The following is a 23274-nucleotide window of genomic DNA, read 5'->3' on the forward strand; positions in this document are numbered from 1 at the left end:
CGTCCTGTGCGCCGCCGGAGATCCCGCGACTCGTCGACCGAAGTTGAAATCGGTGGGTGCGATCCTTGGAGGGGCCACTGCGCTCGAGGTGGACGCGGTGCTGGTGACACCGCGGTGCTCGGATCCGATGTATCGGCGGGGTCTACGGCTGTCGATGAGGACGGTGTTCCAGGTGCTGCGGACGCGGATCGAGAGCTGGCCGGGTGGGGTGGCGGAGATGCAGGCTGAGGGGTTCACCGTGGCGGCGCTCGCGTTGAGCCATGATTCCGTGACGTTGGGTGAGTTCGTGGACCAGGGGAACGGGAGGGTGGCGTTCGAGTTCGGGACCGAGGGGCATGGGCGCGGGCTCGGGGACGCGACGCTCGGGGCGATGGATGCCGTGGTGAAGATCCCGACGCCTGGGGGAGCGGACTTGTCGAACGTGGCGGCGTCGGCGGCGGTGCCGTCCTGCAGGCCACGGTAGGCGTTCCGTGGGAATCTCATGCCGGCAACCAAGGCTTCGGCTCGGGTGGAATGGTTCGCTTGCTTGCTGAGGCTCGCGAGGGGACAACTGCACCTGGGGCCTCGGCTGGGGTTTGGACTGAGCCGAGACCGTTCGCCCGGCGAAGCTGACCGCCCTGAAGGGGCGGTCAGTCTTGCGTGACATGCAAGATCGGCGTGGCGGACCCCACTGTGGCGTTCGCCCTGAGACCATAGATGCACCATGATTACAAAAGTCGTCATCCAGGGATATCGCAAGTTCCGTCAGTTCACCATCGAACCCGATCCTGCAATGAATATCATTATCGGAGACAACGAGGCTGGTAAGTCAACCTTGCTGGAAGCGATCACCCTCGCTTTGAGCGGGCGGATCGACGGCCGTTGGGCGAACGAGGAACTAAATCCTTACTGGTTCAATGTCGACGACGTGAGCGAATATCTCGCTGCTTACGCGAATAACCCGAGAACGCCCGCACCCAGGATCGAAATCGAACTATACTTCGATTGCCCAGACCCGGACATTCAACGGATGCGCGGAATCCACAACTCATTGCATATCGACTGTCCGGGCATCAAGCTCACGGTCGCCCGTAACCCTGACTTTGACGAGGAATTCGCTGCCTACATGGCGGACCCCGATCGACCCGATGTTCTGCCGACTGAGTATTTCGAGGCAACATGGAAGGACTTCAGCGATCTACCAGTGCGCCGTCGCCCGAGTGCTCTGGGGGTGTCGGTGATTGACTCACGCACTATCCGGTCGAAGGCAGGAGTTGACTACCATACCCGGGAGATTCTTGATTCGTTCCTCGATCCGACGGAGCGAGCGTCGATCTCGGTGGCCCATCGCAAATCTCGCCACGAAATGACGCGTTCTGTGCTAAACGGCCTCAACGAAAAAGTGCGTGAGGGATTCGAGGCGCTTCACGATGCTCCGCTCGGCCTGACAATGGACCAGTCTGCTCGCGCTTCTTGGGAAGCGGGCGTGGTGCCTCAGGTAGACGATGTTCCGTTCGCGATGGCAGGGCAGGGGCAGCAAGCATCTATCAAGGTGGCGCTGGCAATGAAGCGGCGAGCTCACTCTGCCCGAACGGTGCTGATCGAGGAGCCCGAAACCCACCTTGCTTATAGCCGCCTTCAGAGGCTGCTAAATCGGGTAGAGGACCTGGCAGGCGAGAGCCAGCAGCTGTTTGTAACTACCCATAGTTCTTTCGTTCTCAACCGCCTCGGCCTCAACAAACTGATCTGTCTGCATGGTGACACCTCGAGTCGCCTTACCGAACTAGAAGCCGCGACCGTTCTATACTTCAAGCACCTTTCGGGATACGACACCCTACGTCTTGTCCTGGCCACTCGGCTTGTTCTTGTCGAGGGGCCGTCTGACGAGATGATCTTCAAGCGAGGCTACCGCGACAGGTTCAACAAGACTCCTGAGTCCGACGGCATCGACGTTATTTCGATGAACGGGATTACCTTCAAGCGGGCACTTGAGCTGTGTGCGCGCCTCAACCGCGACGTCGTTGCTCTTCAGGACAACGACGGCACTTCAGTTGCTGAGATCCTTGGCGAGCTCAGCGATTATTTGTCGGATCATCGGCAGATGTATGTGGGTGAGCCGGCGCTCGGTAAGACGCTTGAACCACAACTTATCAAGGCCAACAGCGTCGATAAGATGCGGACGATCCTGCGACTACGCAAGCAGGACGACCCGGAGACGTGGATGCCCAATCACAAGACCGAAGGTGCCTTGCGGATCCTCGAGTCGCCGGAAGCCGTGGCGATGCCTGCCTACATCAAACGGGCGATCGAGCACTTCGCATGAACCGTGCCATCTTGGCCGTAGCGGGGGGACGCAAGACTCAGTCGATTGTCGACGACTGCGAGTCGTGCCCGGAACACCACCGCATCCTTGTGCTCGGATACACTGCGGCAAGCCAAGACGAACTCACCACTCGAATTCGAGCGGCCGGAGTCCACGGCCATCACGTAGAGGTCATGGGTTGGTTCGCTTTCCTCCTGCGGCACCTTGTACGCCCCTACCTCCCTCTTCTCTACGAGGGGCACCAGTTGACGGGCCTCAACTTCGACGGTGATCCCGGCCGTTATGCAACAGATGCGAAGCGGTTCCTCGACGAAGATGACCGTGCGTATAAGCTCCACCTCGCCAAGCTTGCGCGCGACGTTATGCTTGCGAGTAATGACGGCGCGATCGATCGTCTGGAGCATATCTATGACGAGATCTACATCGACGAAGTGCAAGACCTCGGAGGGTGGGACCTCGAAGTTGTTGAAGCTCTATTGCGGTCGAAGCTGAAAATCACGATGGTCGGTGACGTGCGGCAGGCATTGCTCTCTACGAACGTCCGAGATCCGAAGAACGCGAAGTATCGCAAGGAGAAGATGCTTGACTGGTTTCGACTCATGGAGAAGAGGAATCTCCTCGAGATCGCGCAGAGGCCAACCACATATCGCTCCAATCAGACTATAGCGACGTTTTCCGACTCCATCTTTGACCCCTCACTCGGCTACGCACCGACCGTGTCGGAATCGCGTGATGCCCATCCGCATGCTGGCCTGTTCGTCGTGCGAGAGTCCGAGGCCATCGATTACGCCCGCAGTCATGGGGCCCTGTGCCTCCGCCACAGTAAGTCGGTAGCCAAGAATCTCAAGCTTCCCTTCTCCACCTTCGGCATAGCCAAAGGCCGCACTGTCGACCACGTGCTAATCTATCCAACCGAAAGGGCGCTCAAGTTCCTCGCCGGTGGTGCCCGGCTCGAGGGTGCCGCTGCTTGTGCTCTCTACATCGGTGTCACCCGCGCACGGTTTAGCGTTGCCTTCATCGCCGACACCGAGATTCCCAATTTCACCGCTTGGCAGAAATAGGCATCAATTCCAGGGTGTCCCAGCCTGGAACCGCTACACCCATCCGTCCCGAGGCGACTGCAACCGCGAAACCTCTGGCGCACGCTCGCTGGCCGATGCTGCAACGAGGCCTGGTCACGCGAACCCGGCATCCGGGCGTGGAGCTTAGTTGCCACGTTGGTGGGTGAGGGGCGGCGGCGTCCGGAATGCGAGGCGGACTCATCTAGACGAAAGGGCTTTGATTCAGTTCACAGTGGCAAACGTGCCGTATTATGCGTACCCAGGTTGGCGGGGATTTGGCCGTCCGATCAGGGGAGGGTCGCGCACTCTGGTTCGTTGCATCCGGTCATTTCGGGGGCTGCGACGAGGTGTGAGCGCCCTGGATCAAAGCGTGAGGGAGTCGAGTCCAACGTCGACGATCGGCCTCACCGTCTTCGCTACCCGGCTCCTTTGCCTTCGGTTCCAAAAGGGAACCCTAGGGGGGTTATGGAGCTTTCTGTACGAGAACCGGACGCGCATGCGCTTTCCAGTACGCCTTCCATGCTGATCGCTGCGAATCGTCGGCCAGGTCTCCGGCGATCTGGCCGACAGATTTGGCGGAACTCAGTTCGACCCGGTCCCAGCCTCCTTGAGACGCTGCAAAACCTTGGGTGAGTTCAGCCCAGGAGGGCGCGACGTATCGAACCTCTGCCTCTGTGTAGGTTGATATCGCTTGGCCCGTCCGGTAGCAATGCACTGGGCCGTTCGCGAACTGACGTTCTCGGAACTCTACACGGTTCTCATCGACCACGGTGCGCAATGCTTCTTTCACATCCGAGACGATGCCTTCCTGGTCGATTGCGCTTGTGTAGCTCCAGTCGTCCTCTGAGTCATCAAATCGGCGAATCCAGATTCCTCGAGCATTGCGCTTGACGTGCTGGAGACTACCCTTGCCTCGCGAAGTTAGATTTATGAAGAACTCACGAACCCCCACGCCGATCTTTTCGACGTCGTTGTCACGTTCGAGGAGGTCAAATAGGACCATGACGTGTAGTGGATTGTCTATAATCTCGCCAGTATCATAGGCATCTTTGATGTTGTCGCGGACCCAGTTCTTTGCCGCACCGCGTGTAGGAAACGACATGTTCGGGAGTACGACGGGTTTGGCAACCATGCTGCATCTCCAATTTTCTGACCGCTTCGTGTCGCTCTGTAATAGTCGATAGTAGCGTGAATCTCGTCGGATGCACCATGCTGATCTTGAGTGTCTCGCGTCAAGGAACGCCTCGTTGACCATGCGTGTCCGTCGGCTTTCATCCCACTTCGCCCGCTACACCCTCCACTTGACTTCCGGTGGCGAAGGTGGTGAGTTATTCCGTCCGCAGCCACCCCGAGAGCGGTACGCCGAAGGCGCACGGACTGAGCGGAGCAGCTTGGACACTGTAGAGCTCTGCCAGACAGTAGGAACCCGCGTGTTCCTAGAGGAACCACTCCGCGTGCCTGTCGCCGCCGCGGAGGGCTCGCACAGCTTTGCAAGAGGCCACCTTTCGAGGCGTCAACCGCGCCGTCCGCGTCCATGCTTCGCTCGTCCGGTGTCGATGGGGACGGTGTTCCAGGTGCCGTGGACGCGGATCGAGGGCTGGCCCGGTGGGGTCGCGGAGCAGCGGGCGGAGGGGTTAACGGTCGCTGCGTTGGCGCTGAGCGACGATCCGTGACGTTGGACGAGTTCGTGGAGCTGCGGAACGAGAAGATCCAGTTCGTGTTCGCGACAGGGGGGGGGCACGGGCTCGGGGATGCGACCTCAGCGGCTGTGGATGCAGTCGTGAAGATCCCGATGGCTGGGGGAGTGGACTCGTTGAACGTGGCGGCGTCGGCGGCTGTGGTGTTCTACGCGACGCGGGAGCCGCCGCGTGGCGAGTCGCTGTAACGGACCGGGTGCCCGGATGGGCCGCCGCCCAGCCCGGACGGCCACTCCTCCGAGATGGCAACAAATTAAACGTTGCTTGCCCCGGGGTGTTGCGAGGCTCACGCCGACGTTCGAAACGCGAAGGCTCGTCCAGGCCGCTCCCAGAGCGTTTGGGAGTCAATGCAAGCGCAACCCGACGAGCAGTTCCCTGCTCGAACGCTTGCGGGATGGCGGGGCGTGACGACGCACCGAGGGGATAACGGAGCCTGTCTCCTAGGTATCCGCGCATTGGGCAGGGTTGTTCAGGCTCGCGTCTGTCGATCAAGCGATGATAGGAGCAGTTCAGCGATGATAGCGGCCTCTCGAATCACGAAGCGTGCAGTCTCCGCGGTTACCCCTGTGGGGAGTGTTCTGCCATGACCAGTTCCCTGCGCGTTGCGCAGTTCGTTAACCTGGAGAGCTATTGTCTGTGCCGATTGGTAGACCGCGCGCACAGCCTTGCCACCAGGCACCGACGAATCGACTGCCCGGGGGACCATCCCCAGTTGGTCCATTGCCAGGTGCAGGGCTTCCGGAAAGTCCATCTTCCGCTCAGGCAGCATGTGAGTTTCCTCGAGGACAAATTTCGAGATCGATTCGATGAGGTCCTTGGCTGCGCCGAGGAGTGCTGCTGGGTCTTCAACGTTCCTTTGGATCCGCGCGAGTTGCTCCTCGAGCGCCTCCCGACCACCGGTGTCTAGGTCGATGTCTCCAAGTCGGGCTAGGTGCCCATCTGACGATAGGTCCCAACCTTGCATAGCGAACGCTCGCCTGAGCCTACTCACCAGCTCTGGTGAGTACACGGATGACCCAGGCGTGAAATGGTCACCTACCCGGAGCGCGCTGAGCATAGCTGTCACTAGCTTGTGAGCACCCGAGGGGTGTCGCAGAGAAGACCTGAAGACGGTGAGCACCCTCTGCTGCTTGCTTGGCGTTTTCGTTGCCGGATCGAACGGATCGTCGTCTCCGTAGCCACCCTCATGGATAACGCCGGTGAGCGTCGAGTGTGACGGCCCATCTCCACGAAAGAAGAACTGTCCGAACGTCGCTCCGATATCTGCACTCACAGGTTCCGCCATACGGCAAGGATGACAGATCTAGCGAGTCATGTCCTGGGACTGATTGGAGGGCTCTGTTACATGCCAAGTGGGGAGGCCCGCCGTGGAATCTTGTAGTCCAAAGCCGACATCGGTGGAGCGATTTTTCGTGGGGCTGTGGCGCTCGGGGTGGATGCGGTGCTCGGACCCGCTGTACCGGCGGAGCGTTCGGGTGTCGATGGGGACGGTGTTCCAGGTGCCGTGGACGCGGATCGAGAGCTGGCCGGGCGGCGTTGCGGAGCTGCAGGCGGAGGGGTTCACGGTGGCGGCGTTGGCATTGAGCGACGATTCAGTGACGCTGGACGAGTTCGTCGAACAGGGAAACGAGAAGGTCGCGTTCGTGTTCGGGACCGAGGGGCACGGGCTCGGGGACGCGACGCTCGCCGCGGTGGATGCTGTGGTGAAGATCCCGATGGCCGGGGGAGTGGGCTCGTTGAACGTGGCGGCGTCGGTGGCTGTGGTGTTCTACGCGACGCGCTAGCCTGCGCTAGTCAGAGTGCACAGCGCGCCCCGCCTGGAATGGGGGACCATGCCGATCAGGGTGCGCACCCGGGGCGCTGTGGGCGGACTCATCGTCGTCGCTGTCATTGCCGGGATCATCTACGCATACGTCGACGCCCAACCCCCAGGCTGGAGGAGTGACGGGCACGTACGTTGGAGTGAGTGACACTGGCCGACCCGATTACCGCGCCGACGATGGCACGTTCCTCGTCATTCCCGGTGTGAAGGTGCGCGACGTCTGGCCAGATGACGCGGCTCCAGACGAAGGGCCCGTGTTCAGTGACTTCTACCCGACACTCGACCTCGACGCGCTTGCCGACGACTTCGGCGCTGTCCTAGTGGAGGTGGAGCCCAACGGACGTTTTCGGATCAACGTGCCCGCCGGGCCGGCGGTTGTGTGCCTCCTCGCAGAGGCTGTCATCGGTTGCGTCGAGATCGACCTGCCTGTGAGCGGTCACCTGCGTGTTTCCCGCGGCGAGGGCGGGTTCTACATCGAGTAGCTCGGGCTGTGGCGTCGGAGGCTGTGGTCTTCTCCCCGCGACCCCGCACCGAAACAAATCTTCACCCGGCCGAAACCCGGGACATAACGCACCTGGATAGCGTCATCGGGACAGCGAGCCGCTGCCGATATCTCCCGAGAACTGCCATCTCCAGGAGCGTTCATGACCATCCAGAAGGACACCGACGCTGCCGCAGCGCCGACGGCCACGCCCGACACCTCGTCGACACCGGACCTCGCCGAGCGGGTGGCCGCAGCAACAGGCGGGTTCATCCTCAGCGACCCGCACGCCTCCCTGCACAACGAGGATCTTGCGCCGCTGCCGGAGTCGAAGCGGCGGTGGGGCTCCTTCGAGATCTTCAACGTGTGGACCAACGACGTGCAGAGCCTCGCCGGGTACACGCTCGCGGCGAGCCTGTTCATCACGGCAGGGATCAGCGGCTGGTGGGTGTTCCTCGCGATCGTCGCGGCCGGCGCGATCGTCATGGGGCTCGTCAACCTCACCGGACGACCGAGCGTGAAGTACGGCATCCCCTACCCCGTCATGGCGCGCTCGAGCATGGGCGTGCGCGGAGCGCAGCTGCCAGCCCTCGTGCGGGGCATCGTCGCGATCTTCTGGTACGGCGCGCAGACCTACTTCGCGTCGACCGCCGTCGCGCTCGCTCTCAACGCGATCCTCGGCACCCCCGGCGGCGGCACGTTCCTCGGCATGAACGCCGTGGACTGGGTCTCCTACGTCATCGTCTCCATCATCCAGATCAGTCTGTTCCTCAAGGGGATGGACTCCATCACGGCGTTCCTCAACTTTGCGGGCCCTGCGGTCTACGTCGTCATGCTCCTGCTGCTCGGAGCGGTCTGGGTGCAGGCCGGCGACGAGCTGCTGCCCGCCGTCGGCTCGATCTTCACGAACGACACAGTGACGGGCGGCGCTGCCATCTCCGCGTTCGTCGGCGTCATCGGCACGATGATCGCCTACTTCTCGGCCGTCATCATCAACTTCGGCGACTTCGCACGGTTCTCCCGCAGCCAGGGTGCGATGCGCCGCGGCAACCTCCTCGGACTCCCCGTGAGTCTCGCGTTCTTCACGTTCCTGTCCCTGTTCATCACCGCGGGCGCGTACATCGTCTACCAGGACGGGACGGGCGAACCACTGACCAACCCGGCCGAGATCGTCGGGCTCACCGGCAGCGTCCCGCTCACCGTCCTCGCCGCCGTCACGTTCCTCGTCGCCACGATCGGCATCAACCTCGTCGCGAACTTCATCCCGCCCGCGTTCGACCTGTCGAACCTCGCGCCGCAGCGGATCAGCTTCAAGCAGGGCGGCTACATCACCGCCATCGTCGCCTTCGTCATCGGGGCACTGTGGGTCTCGGTCATCAGCACCATCGGGCTCCCGACGTTCGTCGACACCCTCGGCGCCGTCCTCGCGCCGCTCTACGGGATCATGGTCGTCGACTACTACATCCTGCGGAAGCAGAAGCTCGCGGTCTCCGACCTCTACTCGGCATCCCCCGACGGTGCGTACTACTTCACGCGTGGGTGGAACGTCCGGGCCGTCGGAGCGTTCGCGCTCGCCGCGATCTTCTCCGTCAGCGCGGTCTGGGTGCCGGCGCTCCAAGAGCTCAGCGGCTTCGCCTGGGTGCTCGGGGCGCTCCTCGGCGCCGTGGTCTACCTCCTCGCGATGCGCAGCCGCCCGGTGGTCGTCCCCGCCGACGCGCAGTGAGCTGCGGCTGGGCGTCGCCGCCGACGTCCGCGGCGACGCCCGTGACCTGAGCCGTCACGGGGCGCACCTCCGGACTGTGGGATAGCGTGGACGATCGTCCATTGCTCCGCAGGATGCGAGGTCTCGACCCCGCGAAGACTCGTGGGAGAACCACTGCACATGTCGACACCCGACAAGAAGACATCGCCCGGGTCGAACCGACCCGCGGGGGGACGGAAGACCTTGAAGCCCCCGACGACGCGGTCGTTGTCCGATCATGTGGACCACTCCGGCCATCGCCTGCTCGAAGCCCGCAACGCCGGGTCGACGAAGGTCCACCAGCCGGAGAGCTCCGGCCTGGACCGCTGGGTCTTCGGCGTGACAGCGGCCCTCGCGCTGGCTTTCGTCGCGTGGGGTCTCATCAGCACGGAGAACCTCGGATCCGTCTCCGCGACCGCTGAGAGCTGGGTCATCGACAAGGCCGGCTGGCTGTTCGTGCTCTCCGCGAGCTTCTTCGTCGTCTTCGTCCTGTGGATCGCCGCCAGCAAGTACGGGCGGATCAGATTGGGGGCAGACGACGAGGTGCCCGAGTTCCGCACCGTGTCATGGATCTCGATGATGTTCAGCGCCGGCATGGGCATCGGCCTCATGTTCTTCGGCGTCGCCGAACCGCTGAGCTTCTTCATCGACCCGCCACCCGGGACGACCGCAGCGGAGTCCGAGGCCGCCGTGCGGACCGCGCTGGCGACGTCGATGTTCCACTGGGGTCTGCACCCCTGGGCGGTCTATGCGGTCGTGGGGCTCGCCATCGGCTACGGCACGTTCCGCAGGGGGCGCAGACAGCTGTTCTCCTCGGTGCTGTGGCCCGTCCTCGGGAACAAGAGCGAGGGCAAGGTCGGCAGGATCATCGACATGCTCGCGATCTTCGCTACGCTCTTCGGCTCCGCAGCCTCCCTGGGCATCGGTGCTACGCAGATCGGTGCCGGGATCGAGTTCAGCGGCTGGGCGGACGACCTCGGGACGCCCCTGCTCATCGGGATCATCGCCGTCCTCACCGTCGCGTTCGTGGCCTCCGCCGTCTCCGGGATCGCGCGCGGCATCCAGTGGCTCTCGAACACCAACATGGTCCTCGCGCTGGTGCTCGCCGTCTTCGTCTTCGTCGTCGGGCCCACCCTCTTCATCCTCAACCTCATCCCCACGACGATCGGCTCCTACCTCGGTGACATGACGGACATGGCCTCGCGGACCTCCGCCACGGGGGGCGAAGAGGTGTCCGCGTGGTTGTCCAGCTGGACGATCTTCTACTGGGCGTGGTGGATCTCCTGGACACCGTTCGTCGGCATGTTCATCGCGCGGATCAGCCGCGGGCGCACCATCCGGGAGTTCGTCACCGGCGTGCTCCTCGCGCCGACGCTCGTCGCGCTCGTCTGGTTCTCGATCCTCGGCGGGTCCGCCATCCGCCAGCAGCAGACCAGCGGCGACATGACCATCGACGGAGCCGTGGACTCCAACTCAGCGCTGTTCCAGCTGCTGTCCAACTTCCCGCTCGCGAGCATCAGCACCGTGCTCGTCATCGCGCTCATCGCCATCTTCTTCGTCACCGGAGCCGACTCCGCGTCCATCGTCATGGGCACCCTGTCCCAACGCGGAGCGATCGAGCCGCGAACCCGCGTCGTGGTCGTCTGGGGCGTGCTCATGGGCGCCGTCGCAGCGATCATGCTCGCCATCGGCGGTGGCGGGGCCGAAGCCCTGACGGGTCTGCAGAACCTCACCGTCGTAGCGTCGCTGCCGTTCGTCCTCGTCATGCTGCTCATCACCTTCGCGCTCTGGAAGGACCTCCGGACCGACCCCTTGATCGTGCGTCGAGAGGTGGCGATCGACATGGTCCGCGACGCCGTCGTGCAGGGCGTCGAGCAGCACGGCGACAACTTCCGGCTGTCCGTCGACCACGCCCCGGACAAGGGCAACGACACGACGGAGCCGGACGTCGACCGGTAGGACAGCGGACATCGAGGGTGACGTCAGGACGCTGTGATCACGTCGGCGGTCGTGAGAACCTTGAGCCTGCTCGCTCGTCTGCCGACTCCTGAGGAAACGGGGTTCCATGCCCTCGTCATCGACCGAGACAGTGCGCGTCGTGTCCAGCGTCGAGCACCACGGCGAGGCTCTGCTCCTCGTCGAGGACACATGGATGACGGACAGCGAGAGCCCTGCGCCCGAGAGCCGTCGGACGTGGGTGGCGACGTCCGGTGCCGAGACGCGGACGATCACGTCCGCGCTCGCGTCGGATACCGCGCACACTCTTGCCGGCGCCGTGACCGACGCGCTGGTCGGTGCCGCGCTCGAGCGTGCGCTGAGCGAGGGCGCGTCCAAGGACGCCATGGCGGCGGCCGTCCGGAAGGCGAGGACGGCCGAGGTCCGGGCAGAGTCCGCGGCACTCGTCATCGACGGGGAACCGCAGGCCGGGCTGGCCGTCGCGTGGGACGGGACCGTCATCAGCGGAGTCGTCGTCGGAGAGACGATCGTCCTGGTGGTCTCGGACGCGAGGGGTGTGGCCCTGACGCTGAAGCCCGTCGCGTGACGTCGGCTCGACGTGACGCCCCACGGCACACCGTCCAGCGCTACCGTCCCGCGGAGGTCTGAGGACAGGCGGGCTCCTGCACGTCGGGCACGCGTCGGCTCGCAGCCACTGTGACGAGAGCGACGGCACACACCAGGAAGTACGCCGTCGACGCTCCGACGTCGGTCGTGTGCCGTGATCCGGTCGCCGCGAGGATCATCGTCGCGAAGAGTCCGGACGCCGCCACGACACCGCAGAGGGCTGACGTGACCGGAACGGGGACGACGGCGCGGTTGATCCGAGCAGCGAGGAGCACCAGCACCAGCGCCAGGACCAGGCCGACGACGATCGCGGGGCCGCCGAGGCGCACAGCCTCGCCCCAGACCTCGTCGTGGAAGAGGTCGTCCTCCCACCACCCCCACGTCAGGTCCGTGTACCTGCATGCGGCCAGCGCGACGACCAGAGCGGGAAGGGCACCGACCAGCATCGCCGTCGAGGTCGTCAGCCCGAACCGGGTGATCGCGATCGTCACGGGTGATCTCTGAGCACCCGGGGCGGACGGGCTGGTGGCCTGGTCGGAGACGGGTGCCGGTGGTCCGACCGCGGCGCCCGCCGTTGCCACGAGCACCGCGACGGCCAGGAAAAAGAGAACGGTGAGAGCCCCTGCGACGGCCACCGTGTACGTCGACCCTGTCGCGGCGAGGACGATCGTCGTGAGGATCCCCGATGCCCCCAGCGCTGCACCGACGGCCGACGGTGCAGGTGCGTAGACAGCGTCGCGGTTGACCCGCGCCGCGATGATCACGGTCCCGAGCTGCAGGACGAGCCCCAGCCCGATCCCCACGCCGACGAGGACGAGAGCGGCGTGTCGCTCCTGCCCGCCGTCGGGGAAGCCATTCCACATGAGCGACCAGATGACGTACCTGCGGGTCCCGACCGCGGCGATCACGGCCGGGACCACGCCGACGAGCAGAGCAACGGCCGTCGTCAACCCGAAGCGCGAGAGGGCGGTCCGTACGTGATGGTTCGTGGTGCGCCCCCGAGAAGTCATGGGATCAAACTAGTCGATCCGGACAAACCGCTCGTCGCTGATGGTGCGCTGCGACATCCAGTGCACCGCCTCGCCCGCGTGCAGCGACGCCCGCACGTCGAGCACCCGCTGATTCCTGCTCCCGCGGAACGGGAGCGTGAGGTCGCGCTCGGCGAGCGTGAAGGGCCCGTCGACGAGCACGTCGAGCTCCCCCAGAAGCGCGACCTTGTCCGGGCTGCCCCCCAGCAGCTGCTCGAACGTGAACCCGCTCCACGCCCAGACGTCCTTCGTCGAGCCGTGCTCCGCCTTCATGCGGGCGATCACCCGCAGGCAGACGCTCGTGTTGAGGAACGGTTCGCCGCCGAGCAGGCTGAGGCCCTGCACCGACTCGTGGCCGAGGTCGGCGACGATCCGCTCCTCGAGCTCCGGCGTGTACGGCTGGCCGTAGCGGAAGCTCCACGCCGCCTCGTTGAAGCACCCCTCGCACGCGAAGAGGCACCCGCTGACGTAGAGGCTGCAGCGCACGCCCTCGCCGTCGACGAACACGAAGGGCTTGTAGTCGGCGACATGGTCCTGGCTCACCTTCTCCGACAGCCAGTCCGCCTGCGGCTGCCGCACGGCTCAGCCCGCCTGACCGTCTGCCTGGGAGGCGGCCCCGCCGTCGACCAGGTGCTTCACGCGCGACGCGATCTCCGTGTGCCGACCGTGCACCATCGGGCGGGCCTGCGGGTTGCCGAGATAGCCGCACGTGCGCTTGACGACGTCGCACGTGCGCGGGTCCTCGTTGCCGCACTCGGGGCACTTGAAGCCGCGGGCGGTCGGGGAGAAGTCGCCCGAGAAGCCGCACGCGTAGCAGTGGTCGATCGGCGTGTTCGTACCGAGATAGCCGACCCGGTCGTAGGCGTAGTCCCACACGGCCTCGAGGGCCTTGGGGTTGTGCTGGAGGATCGGGTACTCGCAGTAGTGGATAAACCCACCCGAGGTGAGCGGTGCGTAGTCCTTCTCGAAGTCGAGCTTCTCGAACGGCGTGGGGTTCTTGCGCACGTCGTAGTGGAAGCTGTTCGTGTAGTAGTCCTTGTCGGTGATGTCCGCGACGGCACCGAACTTGGCCTTGTCGAGCCGGCAGAAACGGTCGGTGAGGCTCTCGCTCGGTGTCGAGTACACGGAGAACTGGTACGAGTACTCGGCCGTCCACGCGTGGGTCCGGCCCGAGAGCGTCCGGAGGATGTCGAGCGTGAACTCCTTCGCCTCCGGGTCGTCCTCCCAGGCGCCACCGAAGAACGCGGCCGCAGCCTCGTAGAGGCCGATGTAGCCGAGGGAGACCGTGGCGCGACCGTCGCGGAAGAGCTGGTCCACCGAGTCCTCCGGGTCGAGACGACGCCCGAACGCGCCGTAGCGGTAGAGGATCGGTGCGTTGCCCGGCGTCGCCTCGGTGCAGCGCTCGATGCGGAACAGCAACGCGTCGCGGACCGTGTCGAGGCGCTCGGACAGCAGCGCCCAGAACGCGTCCTTGTCGCCGCGGGTCTCCAGCGCGATGCGCGGCAGGTTGAGCGTGACGACACCGAGGTTCATGCGCCCCTCGACGAGATCCTCGCCGTTCTCGTCCTCCCAGCCCTGGAGGAACGAGCGGCAGCCCATCGGCGCCTTGAAGCTCCCGGTGAGCTCGACGATCTTGTCGTAGCTGAGCACGTCCGGGTACATGCGCTTGGTAGAGCACTCGAGCGCGCTCTGCTTGATGTCGTAGTTCGGGTCGCCCGGCTCGAGGTTCACGCCGCGGCGCAGCGTGAAGATGAGCTTCGGGAAGATCGCCGTGCGGTGCTCACCGCCGAGACCTTCGATCCGGATGTCGAGGATCGCCTGCTGGATCTCGCGCTCGAACCATCCGAGGCCGAGACCGAAGCCGAGCGACGTGAACGGCGTCTGCCCGTTCGACGTGAAGAGCGTGTTGATCTCGTACTCCAGCGACTGCATCGCGTCGTGGATGTCCTTGCGCGTCTTGGCCCTGGCATACTCCTCGCGCCGCTCAGGCTCGCTCACCCACTCCTCGGCATCGGCCAGGTGCTTGGCGAGGTTGTTCGCGGCGTAGGGAGCGAGGAGCTCGTCGATCCGGTTGACCGTGCACCCGCCGTACTGGCTCGACGACACGTTGGCGATGATCTGCGTGATCTGCGCCGTCGCCGTCTGGATCGACCGCGGCGGCTCCACCTCTGCGTTGCCGATGCGGAATCCCTTGCTGAGCATCGACTTGAAGTCGATGAGGCAGCAGTTCGTCATGGGGGAGTAGGGGTGGTAGTCGAGGTCGTGATAGTGCAGCTCGCCCTTCTGGTGGGCGTTCGCGACGTGCGCCGGGAGCATCGTCAGACCGATGGCCTTGCCGACCGCGCCGGCCGTGAGGTCGCGCTGGGTGTTGAAGACGTCACTGTCCTTGTTGGCGTTCTCGTTGACCACCGCGCTCGCCTTGCTCATGAGCTCACCGATGGAGTGGTTGACGTCCGTCGACCGGTTCCGGGCGATGTCTCGCTGCACGCGGTAGCTGATGTAGGCCTCGGCCACGTCGTAGTGACGGCTCTCCATGAGGACGTGCTCGACGACGTTCTGGACCTCGTAGATCTGCACGGTCTCCGGGAAGCGTCGCGCGATCTCTGCGCCGACCTCCTGCGTCAGGCCCTCGACGATCGGTCGGACGAGCGGGCGCGGCTCGTCGCGGACGGCAGCGAATGCCGCCAGGAGCGCATGCTCCACGCGCGACGCATCGAACTCGGCCACACGACCGTCCCGCTTGACGATCGTCGGCATGGTGCCGTGCGCCTGCGTGGCCACGCGGCCTGTTCGGTTGTCCTCGACGACGGTCAACTGCGTCTCGCTCCCTGTTCGTGATCTCCGGTGTGACATCCCCTGGACACAAGATCATGTGTAGTGGACGTCTATTCGAGCCTAGATCTTGTGGTTCATGACGGATGGGCCCTTGGTCCCGACGTGGCTGCCGCGAGGGCCGACGCAGCGTCACCCCGTCGTGGCATGATCACGTCATGCGTCTGATCCGGTCCCGCCCGCTGTCCGCCCTCGTCGTCTCCGGAGCTGTCCTCGTCATCGCCGGCGGGGCATGGTTCGTCGGCTCCGGGTTCGGGGCGGTGAGCTTCGGATGGTTCACGTACTCGGCAACCACCGAGGTGAACTTCTCCGACGACATCGTCGCCCTGAGCAGGTCCGGCAGCGCCGCGCTCGTCGTTCTCGTTCTCGGCGCACTCCTCCTCAGTGCAGCCGGCGGCTATCACCTCGGCCAGCGCCGCGCCCAGCCGTCGACCAGCACGACCGGCCCGGAGAACGGCTGACGCCGACGTCTCTCAGCGCTACGGTGGCCTGCATGAACACCGCGCGCACGGGCTTCGGCCGCCGCAAGATCGTCGCCGTCGCCCTTGTTATCGTCGTGTTCGCAGCCGTTGGCCTCTGGGTCTACCTCCTGACGCGTGACGACCTCGTCATCGAGCAGTACCGCGGCGGACCGCCTCGCGTAGGGGAGGGGCAGGAGCCCACCGCCCTCGTCCTGGTGGACGAGGGGACGATCCACGTGACAACCATGGGCAGCTCGTCCTGCCCGGCCGTCCCGATCGACCTCGTGATCATCGACGGCGACATCGTTATCACCGTGGACTCCGACTCCGACGGGCCGTGCACGGCCGACTACGGCCCGACGACATCCGTCGTCGAGCTCCCCGACGAGTTCAAGGACTCCGACGTCGTCCCGACGGTCACGGTCGAGTACGCCTGAGCCCCGGGCGGCCGGGGGAGGCTCGACGGCCCGACCGGTCGTCGCGACGTCGGGGGAGCAGAACGGCCTATACCAGGACACGACGCCCGAGCGGGTCTACGGTGAACGCATGGACGCTCACCCGCAGGAGTCGCAGCCTCGCAGGACCCTCTGGACCGTGCTCGTCATCGTCGCGGTGCTCGTCATCGCTGTCGTGGTTTTCCTGGTCAACCGGACGCAGGACTCCGACGACCCGGTGACCGAACCGACGGCGACCTCCTCCGAGACGGCCCCGGACTCGTCGGTCGGCACCGGTTCCGAGGTCGAGATCCTCGAGCAGTACGCAGGACTGCCGGAGGGCGAGGCTGGCGCCGAGGAGACGGGCGCGGTCGTCATGCCGGACGACGGAACCATCCACGTCTTCACGACCGGCAGCTCGACGTGCCCCGCGATCCCCACCGCCGTGACCGTCGACGGGGACGAGATCGTCGTGACCGTGGCCGCTGACGACGCCGGCCCCTGCACCATGGACTTCGTGCCGACCACGTCGGTCATCGAGATCCCCGACGACTACGACGGTGCTGAGCCGCCGGTCGTGCGCGTCGAGCACGCCGGCATGTAGCGGAGAGCGAGCAGGTGGGCGGGGTCGCAGGCGACTATGCGCCGCGGACCTCGATCTCGCCCGGCCCCGCCCCGGCGGTGCCGAAGACGAGGTGGCGGTTGGCGATCTTCTCCGTGAAGAAGCGGTCGTGGCTGACGACCACGACAGCGCCGGGGAAGTGGACGAGCGCACGCTCCATGACCTGGGTGCTCGAGAGGTCGAGGTGGTTGGTCGGCTCGTCGAGCAGGAGGACCGACGCCCCGGAGAGCAGGCACTGCGCCATCGCGACGCGGGCCCGCTGACCACCGGAGAGGTTGCCGATCTTCTGCTTGAGGTCGGCGTCGGAGAACTGGAACATCGCGAGGAAGCGGTTGACGGACTTGCGCGTCGCCGTGAGCGCGAGGCTGTCCGGCATAGCGTTGACGGCGTGGCTCACGGTGTCGGTGTCGTCGAGCTCGTCGACCACCTGGTTGTACGAGATCGTCGACGTGCCCTTGGTCCAGGCCGCCTCGCCGGAGTCGGCCTGCTCCTCGCCCGTGAGGACGCGCAGGAGGGTCGTCTTGCCGCTGCCGTTCGCGCCGAGCACGACGATGCGGTTGCCGCGGCGGATCTCGAAGCTCAGGTCCTCGAAGAGGACCTTCTCGCCGTACGCCTTGCTCAGCCCGTCCACCCGGCAGAGGACGTCCTTGACGTGCAGCCCGCCGTAGATCTCCGTGATGATCTGGTCGACCGGGCGCGGGGCGCGCGACTTCTTGATCTTCGCGAGCTGGTTGCCGAGCCCCTTGCTCGCCGCCTTGGCGGCCTCGCGACGGTCGGCGATGCCCTCGGCCTCGAACGCGAGGAGCTCGGACTCGTGGACGAACTGCGCCTCGAGCGTCTTGAGCCGGAACTGCTTCTGCGTGACGTACTCGCCGAAGTTCCCTGGGTACTCGTGCAGGTGGAAGTTCTCGACCTCCACGGTGCGCGTGATGACGGCGTCGAGGAACTTGCGGTCGTGCGAGACGATGATCGCCGCGCCGCGGAAGTCGCGGAACCACGCCTCGAGCCACTCGACGCCGGCGACGTCGAGGTAGTTGGTCGGCTCGTCGAGAAGGAGCACGTCCGGGGCCTCGAGCATGATCTTCGCGAGGGCGGCACGGTTGCGCCAACCTCCGGAGAGCTCGTCGATCGAGCACGTGCGGTGGGCCTCGTCGAACCCGAGCGTCGTCAGTGCGGTGTCGATGCGGCGGTGATAGTCCCAGCCATCGAGGCGCTCCATGTCCTCGAAGAGCTCGGACTGACGGTGGACGAGCGCGTCGAGAGCCTTGCCGTCCGAGGAGTCGGCGGCGATGGACGCGTCGATCGCCGCGAGCTCCGCCTCGATGGCCTTGATCTCGACGAAGAGCGCGTCGAGCACCTCGGTGATCGTCGCCTCGCCGTCGAGCTCGGAGAACTGCGAGAAGTAGCCGACCTTCATGCCCTGGTCGAGCGTCACCGTCCCCGAGTCAGGCTCCACCTGGCCGAGGACGAGCTTGAGCAGCGTCGTCTTGCCCGAGCCGTTCTTGCCGATGAGTCCCACCCGGTCGCCCGGCTCCAGGCGGAAGAACGCCTCACGCAGGATCTGGGCGTTGTCGTAGCGCACATGGACGTCGTGCAGCCGGATCAGGCTCATTGCTGGGGGACCTCTCGAGGGGGATCGCGTCTCGGAGGTGTGTCCGGCGACTGGCTACCGTCGAGTCTACAAAGACCGGACCGCGCGACGCACCGATTGGCTCGGTCCGGTCGGCGCGGGGCACACTGGCCCGATGACTGGTCAGCGAGCAGTATTCCTGGACGTCGACGGCACCTATGCGCACCACGGTGCCGTTCCCGACGCCCACGTCGCGGCGGTGCGCGCGGCCCGAGCCAACGGGCACAAGGTGCTCCTGTGCACGGGGCGCCCGCTCTCCATGCTCCCGCCACGGCTCCTGGCCGCGGGATTCGACGGGATCGTCGCTGCCGCCGGAGGCTACGTCGAGATCGGCGGCGTGGTCCACAGCGACCTGCGGTTCTCGCCGGAGCTCGCCGCCCGCTCGGTCGAGGTCCTCACACGTCACGACGCCGCCTACCTCCTCGAGGCTCCCGACTCCCTCTACGGGCCGCTCGGCCTCGACGTGCGGCTGACCGCGCTCCTCACCCACCACCTGGGCCCCGGGCCCGAGCACCACGAAGGACCGCGGGACATCCTCGACCGGCTGACGATGTCCGACGACCTCAGCGGCGTCTCCTTCGGCAAGATCACCGTGTTCGACTCGCGCATCAGCGCGGAGCTGCTCCGCGACGAGATCGGTGGCCCGACGGCGGTGCTCCCGAGCTCCATCCCCGACATGGGCGACTCCGCCGGCGAGATCTACCTCTCGGACGTCGACAAGGCCGTCGGGATCGCGATCGCGATCGAGCAGCTCGGCATCCCGCGCGAGCGGACGATCGCCTTCGGCGACGGGCTCAACGACATCGAGATGCTCGCCTACGCAGGGATCGGTGTGGCGATCGAGGGGGCTGACCAGCGTGTTCTCGCCGTGGCCGACAGGGTGGCCCGCGGGCCGCAGGCCGAAGGGCTCGTGGCAGCCTTCGCAGAGCTCGGCCTGGTCGACGGGCAGGACGCACCCGATGCTTGACGGTGCCGGACCTTCGCAGTAACTTGGCGGTGGTTGCTCAAGGAGCAGCCCCTACGTCTGGGATTGTTACTGCGCAGCAGGCAAGACCCGAGCTCGAACCGACGCGACGAAGAATCGCGACGGATCGTGGCTTGGGTCTTTTTTGTTGCCCGAGGCAGGACCCACTCGACGGACACGCGTATTCAAGGAGGAATCGTGGCAACCGCGAGCAAGCACGAGACGACAGCTGCAGAAGTCCTGCGGGCCGTCGGAGGAACCGAGAACGTGAGGTCTGTGACGCACTGCGCCACGAGGCTTCGATTCCAGCTGGCCGACCGCGCCAAGGTGGACAAGGCCGCTGTCGAGGCCACCCAGGGGGTCATCACCGTCGTGGAGTCCGGCGGCCAGTTCCAGGTCGTCGTGGGCAACAACGTCGGCAAGGTGTACGAGGCGCTCACCGCGAGCGGCGACCTCTCCGCCGAAGGGCCCTCCTCGAGCGGGATCCTGGCCAAGGCGATCGACCTCATCACGTCGATCTTCACGCCCTTCCTGTGGGTGCTGGCCGCGTCCGGTCTGCTCAAGGCCCTCCTGGCCGTCTGGGCGAACGTCGTTCCCGAGGTCACCGCGAGCCCGACCTATGCGATCCTCTTCACCGCGGGCGACGCGATCTTCCAGTTCCTGCCCATCCTGCTGGCGGTCACCGCGGCGAAGAAGTTCAGGGCGAACGTGTACACGGCGCTCGCGATCGCGAGCGCGCTCATCTACTCGGCGACGGTCGCTGTCATCCCGAACGCCGAGGGCGCGAGCGTCACGCTGCAGGCCTTCGCCGCCGGCGGCGAGCAGCTGACGTTCCTCAGCATCCCCGTGATCATGGTCAGCTACCTGTCCGCGGTGATCCCGACGATCCTCGCGATCTACGCGCAGGGACACCTCGAACGCCTGCTCGACCGTGTGCTGCCGGACGCGATCCGCAACTTCGTCACGCCGATGCTCGTCCTCGTGATCATCGTCCCCCTGACGTTCCTGGCCATCGGTCCGGTCGCCGACTGGGTCGGGACCGGGCTCTCCGACGGCGTCAACTGGTTCTGGGGACTCTCGCCCGCCGTCGGCGGCGCGCTCATGGGCGCGTTCTGGCAGGTCTTCGTCATCTTCGGAGTCCACTGGGGCTTCGTCCCTGTCATGGTCCAGGACCTCGCCACCCAGGGATACTCCCTCATCTCCGGTCCGCTGTTCGCCGCGGTCCTCGCCCAGGCAGGCGCCGCCGCGGCCGTCCTCATCAAGACCCGCAACCGCGAGCTCAAGGGCGTCGCGGGACCAGCGAGCATCTCCGCCTTCCTGGCTGGTGTGACCGAACCGGCGATCTACGGAGTGACGCTCCGCCTGAAGAAGCCCTTCATCTACGCGTGCATCGGAGGTGCCGTCGGTGGGGCGATCGCCGCGGCCGGCGGTTCCGCAGCCGAGGGCTTCGTCCTGCCGGGCGCGATCACCCTGACCTCCACCCTCAACGTCGGCAACTTCACGCTCCAGCTCGTCGGGACCGGCCTCGCGATGGTCATCGCGTTCGTCCTCACGCTCGTGCTCGGCTTCACCGACATCCCTGAGCCGGGCGCCACGAAGGTCGCCCCCGGCACAGCGGACGCGCGACGCGAGGACGGGAGCCAGGCGCTCTCGGTCGCCGCACCCGTGGCAGGCCAGGTCATCCCGCTCTCCGCCGTGAACGACAAGGTGTTCTCGTCCGGCGCTCTGGGCACAGGGCTCGCCGTCATCCCGAGCGAGGGCAAGGCGTTCGCACCCATCTCCGGGACGCTGCTCACCGTCATGCCGCACGCGTTCGGCATCCGCGCCGACGACGGGCTCGAGGTGCTCGTGCACGTCGGCCTCAACACCGTCGAGCTCGACGGCGTGGGCTTCGTCCCCGCCGTGCGCCAGGGCGACACGGTCCGCAGCGGCGACCTCCTCGTGACCTTCGACATCGACGCGATCGTCGCCGCCGGCTACGACCCCGTCACCGTCATGCTCGTGACGAACGCGGCACGCTACACCGCAGTCGTCCCCGTCACCGACGGAGAGGTCCGTCCGAACGAGCAGCTGCTCGAGATCGTCAGCTGAGCCCCGAGCCGGGGAGAGAGCCAGCGCCTCTCCCCGGCCCGCAGGACCCGACCGAGGCCACCGAAGCTCCCGGAAGAAGGACCACCCATGCACGACCACACGACCACGCCGTTCCCCGACGGATTCCTCTGGGGCGGCGCCATCGCCGCCAACCAGGCAGAAGGCGCCTACGACCAAGGAGGCAAGGGCCTCTCCATCCAGGACGTCATGCCTCGCGGCATCGTCGGACCCCGCTCCGACAGGCCCACGCCCGACAACCTCAAGCTCGACGCCATCGACTTCTACCACCGCTACGCGGACGACATCGCGCTCTTCGCCGAGATGGGCTTCTCGGTGTTCCGCCTGTCCATCGCGTGGTCCAGGATCTTCCCTCGGGGCGACGAAGAGGAACCGAACGAGGAAGGGCTCGCCTTCTACGACCGCGTCTTCGACGAGTGCGCCAAGCACGGCATCGAGCCGATGGTGACGATCTCCCACTACGAGACACCGCTCCACCTCTCCGAGACGTACGACGGATGGGTCTCGCGCGACCTCATCGGCTTCTACGAGAAGTACGTGCGCGTCCTGTTCGATCGGTACGCGTCGAAGGTGCGGTACTGGCTGACGTTCAACGAGATCAACTCGGTGCTCCACGCCCCCTTCATGTCCGGTGGGATCAGCACACCCGTCGACCAGCTCACACCACAAGACCTGCACCAGGCCGTCCACCACGAGCTCGTCGCGTCAGCGCTCGTCACCAAGATCGCTCACGAGCTCTACCCGGACATCACGGTCGGGTGCATGATCATCGCGATGCCGATGTACCCGCTCACCCCTGACCCCGCAGACGCGCTCGCCGTCATGGAGGCAGACCACATGAATCTCATGTTCTCCGACGTGCACGTGCGCGGCGTCTACCCCGGGTACGCCCTGCGCTACTTCCGGGAGAACGGCATCGAGCTCGACATCACCGACGAGGACCGCGAGATCCTCTCCCACACCGTCGACTTCGTGTCCTTCAGCTACTACATGAGCCTGTGCGAGACGGGCGACCCGGCCAAGAAGGTCCGTGGCGAGGGCAACATCATGGGCGGCGTCCCGAACCCGCACCTCCCCGGGAGCGAGTGGGGCTGGCAGATCGACCCCGTCGGCCTGCGCATCGTCCTCAACCAGTTCTGGGACCGATGGGGCAAGCCGCTCTTCATCGTCGAGAACGGGCTGGGCGCCAAGGACGAGCTCGTCGAGGTCGACGGGACGCTCACGGTCGTGGACGACTACCGGATCTCGTACCTCAACGATCACCTCGTGCAGGTGGGCGAGGCGATCAAGGACGGCGTCGACGTGCTCGGGTACACCTCGTGGGGCCCGATCGACATCGTGTCCGCGTCGACAGCGCAGCTGTCCAAGCGGTACGGGTTCATCTACGTCGACCGCAACGACGACGGTTCCGGGACGCTCGAGCGCTACCGCAAGACGTCGTTCGCATGGTACGCCGACGTCATCCGGACCAACGGCGCGAGCCTGACCTCGTAGGACGGGCGCCGGGCAGGCGACACACCCCGTGCGT

Annotated in this window: 19 protein-coding genes and 2 pseudogenes; 15 read left to right on the forward strand and 6 right to left on the reverse strand. The window is 65.7% G+C overall.

Going from position 1 to position 23274, the window contains the following annotated elements:
- The first annotated feature begins 52 nt into the window (after nt 1-52).
- The 3 genes from ABKW26_RS03880 (at nt 53) to ABKW26_RS03890 (ending at nt 3363) form a co-directional block, all read left to right on the forward strand.
- Complete coding sequence (locus ABKW26_RS03880) at nt 53-463, forward strand: TrmH family RNA methyltransferase (protein ID WP_348591125.1); 411 nt, start codon at nt 53-55, stop codon at nt 461-463.
- A gap of 240 nt (nt 464-703) precedes the next feature.
- A complete protein-coding gene (locus tag ABKW26_RS03885) occupies nt 704-2302 on the forward strand; it encodes an AAA family ATPase (RefSeq protein ID WP_348591126.1) in 1599 nt (532 codons plus the stop codon).
- Nucleotides 2299-3363, forward strand: a complete 1065-nt coding sequence (locus ABKW26_RS03890) for a UvrD-helicase domain-containing protein (RefSeq protein ID WP_348591127.1) — start codon at nt 2299-2301, stop codon at nt 3361-3363. Before ABKW26_RS03885 ends, ABKW26_RS03890 begins: the two co-directional genes overlap by 4 nt.
- Before the next feature lie 463 nt (nt 3364-3826).
- Here ABKW26_RS03890 and ABKW26_RS03895 read toward each other — a convergent pair whose 3' ends face one another.
- Complete coding sequence (locus ABKW26_RS03895) at nt 3827-4495, reverse strand: DUF3223 domain-containing protein (RefSeq protein ID WP_348591128.1); 669 nt, start codon at nt 4493-4495, stop codon at nt 3827-3829.
- Nucleotides 4496-4913: 418 nt separating this feature from the next.
- Between ABKW26_RS03895 and ABKW26_RS03900 the strand changes: the two are divergent.
- Nucleotides 4914-5248: pseudogene (locus ABKW26_RS03900) on the forward strand (TrmH family RNA methyltransferase); the annotation flags it as partial.
- 281 nt (nt 5249-5529) lie between these two features.
- Here ABKW26_RS03900 and ABKW26_RS03905 read toward each other — a convergent pair.
- Nucleotides 5530-6345, reverse strand: coding sequence for an abortive infection family protein (locus ABKW26_RS03905; RefSeq protein ID WP_348591129.1), 816 nt, complete (start codon nt 6343-6345; stop codon nt 5530-5532).
- Nucleotides 6346-6459: 114 nt separating this feature from the next.
- Here ABKW26_RS03905 and ABKW26_RS03910 point away from each other — a divergent pair.
- The 5 genes and pseudogenes from ABKW26_RS03910 to ABKW26_RS03930 all read left to right on the forward strand — a co-directional run.
- A pseudogene (locus ABKW26_RS03910) lies at nt 6460-6844 on the forward strand (TrmH family RNA methyltransferase); the annotation flags it as partial.
- A 157-nt stretch (nt 6845-7001) separates the two neighbouring features.
- Nucleotides 7002-7364 carry a hypothetical protein gene (locus ABKW26_RS03915; protein ID WP_348591131.1) on the forward strand — a complete coding sequence of 121 codons (363 nt, stop codon included), beginning with the start codon at nt 7002-7004 and terminating at the stop codon, nt 7362-7364.
- 162 nt (nt 7365-7526) lie between these two features.
- Complete coding sequence (locus ABKW26_RS03920) at nt 7527-9086, forward strand: NCS1 family nucleobase:cation symporter-1 (RefSeq protein WP_348591132.1); 1560 nt, start codon at nt 7527-7529, stop codon at nt 9084-9086.
- 246 nt (nt 9087-9332) lie between these two features.
- A complete protein-coding gene (locus ABKW26_RS03925) occupies nt 9333-11063 on the forward strand; it encodes a BCCT family transporter (RefSeq protein ID WP_348591133.1) in 1731 nt (576 codons plus the stop codon).
- 139 nt (nt 11064-11202) lie between these two features.
- Nucleotides 11203-11646: a hypothetical protein gene (locus ABKW26_RS03930; RefSeq protein ID WP_348591134.1), complete on the forward strand. Its 444-nt coding sequence runs from the start codon at nt 11203-11205 to the stop codon at nt 11644-11646.
- Between the two features lie 40 nt (nt 11647-11686).
- On the opposite strand, the gene ABKW26_RS03935 is transcribed toward ABKW26_RS03930, so the two are convergent.
- The 3 genes from ABKW26_RS03935 to nrdD are packed head-to-tail and all read right to left on the reverse strand — an operon-like array spanning nt 11687 to nt 15508.
- Nucleotides 11687-12676, reverse strand: coding sequence for a hypothetical protein (locus ABKW26_RS03935; RefSeq protein WP_348591135.1), 990 nt, complete (start codon nt 12674-12676; stop codon nt 11687-11689).
- A 9-nt stretch (nt 12677-12685) separates the two neighbouring features.
- Nucleotides 12686-13273 carry an anaerobic ribonucleoside-triphosphate reductase activating protein gene (gene nrdG / locus ABKW26_RS03940; RefSeq protein WP_348591136.1) on the reverse strand — a complete coding sequence of 196 codons (588 nt, stop codon included), beginning with the start codon at nt 13271-13273 and terminating at the stop codon, nt 12686-12688.
- Between the two features lie 3 nt (nt 13274-13276).
- Nucleotides 13277-15508 (reverse strand): anaerobic ribonucleoside-triphosphate reductase, encoded by a 2232-nt coding sequence (gene nrdD, locus ABKW26_RS03945; protein WP_348591137.1) that lies wholly within the window; start codon nt 15506-15508, stop codon nt 13277-13279.
- A 176-nt stretch (nt 15509-15684) separates the two neighbouring features.
- Here nrdD and ABKW26_RS03950 point away from each other — a divergent pair, with 176 nt between their 5' ends.
- From ABKW26_RS03950 to ABKW26_RS03960, 3 genes are all read left to right on the forward strand, one after another.
- On the forward strand, nt 15685-15987 hold the full coding sequence (locus ABKW26_RS03950) for a hypothetical protein (RefSeq protein ID WP_348591138.1): 303 nt from the start codon (nt 15685-15687) through the stop codon (nt 15985-15987).
- 32 nt (nt 15988-16019) lie between these two features.
- Entirely contained in the window at nt 16020-16424 is a 405-nt protein-coding gene (locus tag ABKW26_RS03955; protein WP_348591139.1) for a hypothetical protein, read from the forward strand.
- A 109-nt stretch (nt 16425-16533) separates the two neighbouring features.
- Complete coding sequence (locus tag ABKW26_RS03960) at nt 16534-17025, forward strand: hypothetical protein (RefSeq protein ID WP_348591140.1); 492 nt, start codon at nt 16534-16536, stop codon at nt 17023-17025.
- 34 nt (nt 17026-17059) lie between these two features.
- Here ABKW26_RS03960 and ABKW26_RS03965 read toward each other — a convergent pair whose 3' ends face one another.
- Complete coding sequence (locus tag ABKW26_RS03965; protein WP_348591141.1) at nt 17060-18655, reverse strand: ABC-F family ATP-binding cassette domain-containing protein; 1596 nt, start codon at nt 18653-18655, stop codon at nt 17060-17062.
- Between the two features lie 133 nt (nt 18656-18788).
- Between ABKW26_RS03965 and ABKW26_RS03970 the strand changes: the two genes are divergently transcribed.
- From ABKW26_RS03970 to ABKW26_RS03980, 3 genes are all read left to right on the forward strand, one after another.
- Nucleotides 18789-19640, forward strand: coding sequence for an HAD hydrolase family protein (locus tag ABKW26_RS03970; RefSeq protein WP_348591142.1), 852 nt, complete (start codon nt 18789-18791; stop codon nt 19638-19640).
- Between the two features lie 195 nt (nt 19641-19835).
- Nucleotides 19836-21728, forward strand: coding sequence for a beta-glucoside-specific PTS transporter subunit IIABC (locus ABKW26_RS03975; RefSeq protein WP_348591143.1), 1893 nt, complete (start codon nt 19836-19838; stop codon nt 21726-21728).
- 87 nt (nt 21729-21815) lie between these two features.
- Nucleotides 21816-23240: a family 1 glycosylhydrolase gene (locus tag ABKW26_RS03980; protein WP_348591144.1), complete on the forward strand. Its 1425-nt coding sequence runs from the start codon at nt 21816-21818 to the stop codon at nt 23238-23240.
- Nucleotides 23241-23274 lie beyond the last annotated feature (34 nt).

Source organism: Sanguibacter sp. 25GB23B1 (assembly GCF_040012415.1).
Classification (GTDB): Bacteria; Actinomycetota; Actinomycetes; order Actinomycetales; family Cellulomonadaceae; genus Sanguibacter.

Excerpts from the sequence above, each read along its gene's own strand:
- ABKW26_RS03885 (WP_348591126.1), top strand. The coding sequence starts at position 704 with ATGATTACAAAAGTCGTCATCCAGGGATATCGCAAGTTCCGTCAGTTC.
- ABKW26_RS03960 (WP_348591140.1), top strand. The coding sequence starts at position 16,534 with ATGGACGCTCACCCGCAGGAGTCGCAGCCTCGCAGGACCCTCTGGACC.
- ABKW26_RS03895 (WP_348591128.1), bottom strand. The coding sequence starts at position 4,495 with ATGGTTGCCAAACCCGTCGTACTCCCGAACATGTCGTTTCCTACACGC.
- ABKW26_RS03890 (WP_348591127.1), top strand. The coding sequence starts at position 2,299 with ATGAACCGTGCCATCTTGGCCGTAGCGGGGGGACGCAAGACTCAGTCG.
- ABKW26_RS03980 (WP_348591144.1), top strand. The coding sequence starts at position 21,816 with ATGCACGACCACACGACCACGCCGTTCCCCGACGGATTCCTCTGGGGC.
- ABKW26_RS03965 (WP_348591141.1), bottom strand. The coding sequence starts at position 18,655 with ATGAGCCTGATCCGGCTGCACGACGTCCATGTGCGCTACGACAACGCC.
- ABKW26_RS03955 (WP_348591139.1), top strand. The coding sequence starts at position 16,020 with ATGAACACCGCGCGCACGGGCTTCGGCCGCCGCAAGATCGTCGCCGTC.
- ABKW26_RS03950 (WP_348591138.1), top strand. The coding sequence starts at position 15,685 with ATGCGTCTGATCCGGTCCCGCCCGCTGTCCGCCCTCGTCGTCTCCGGA.
- ABKW26_RS03970 (WP_348591142.1), top strand. The coding sequence starts at position 18,789 with ATGACTGGTCAGCGAGCAGTATTCCTGGACGTCGACGGCACCTATGCG.
- ABKW26_RS03920 (WP_348591132.1), top strand. The coding sequence starts at position 7,527 with ATGACCATCCAGAAGGACACCGACGCTGCCGCAGCGCCGACGGCCACG.
- ABKW26_RS03935 (WP_348591135.1), bottom strand. The coding sequence starts at position 12,676 with ATGACTTCTCGGGGGCGCACCACGAACCATCACGTACGGACCGCCCTC.
- ABKW26_RS03905 (WP_348591129.1), bottom strand. The coding sequence starts at position 6,345 with ATGGCGGAACCTGTGAGTGCAGATATCGGAGCGACGTTCGGACAGTTC.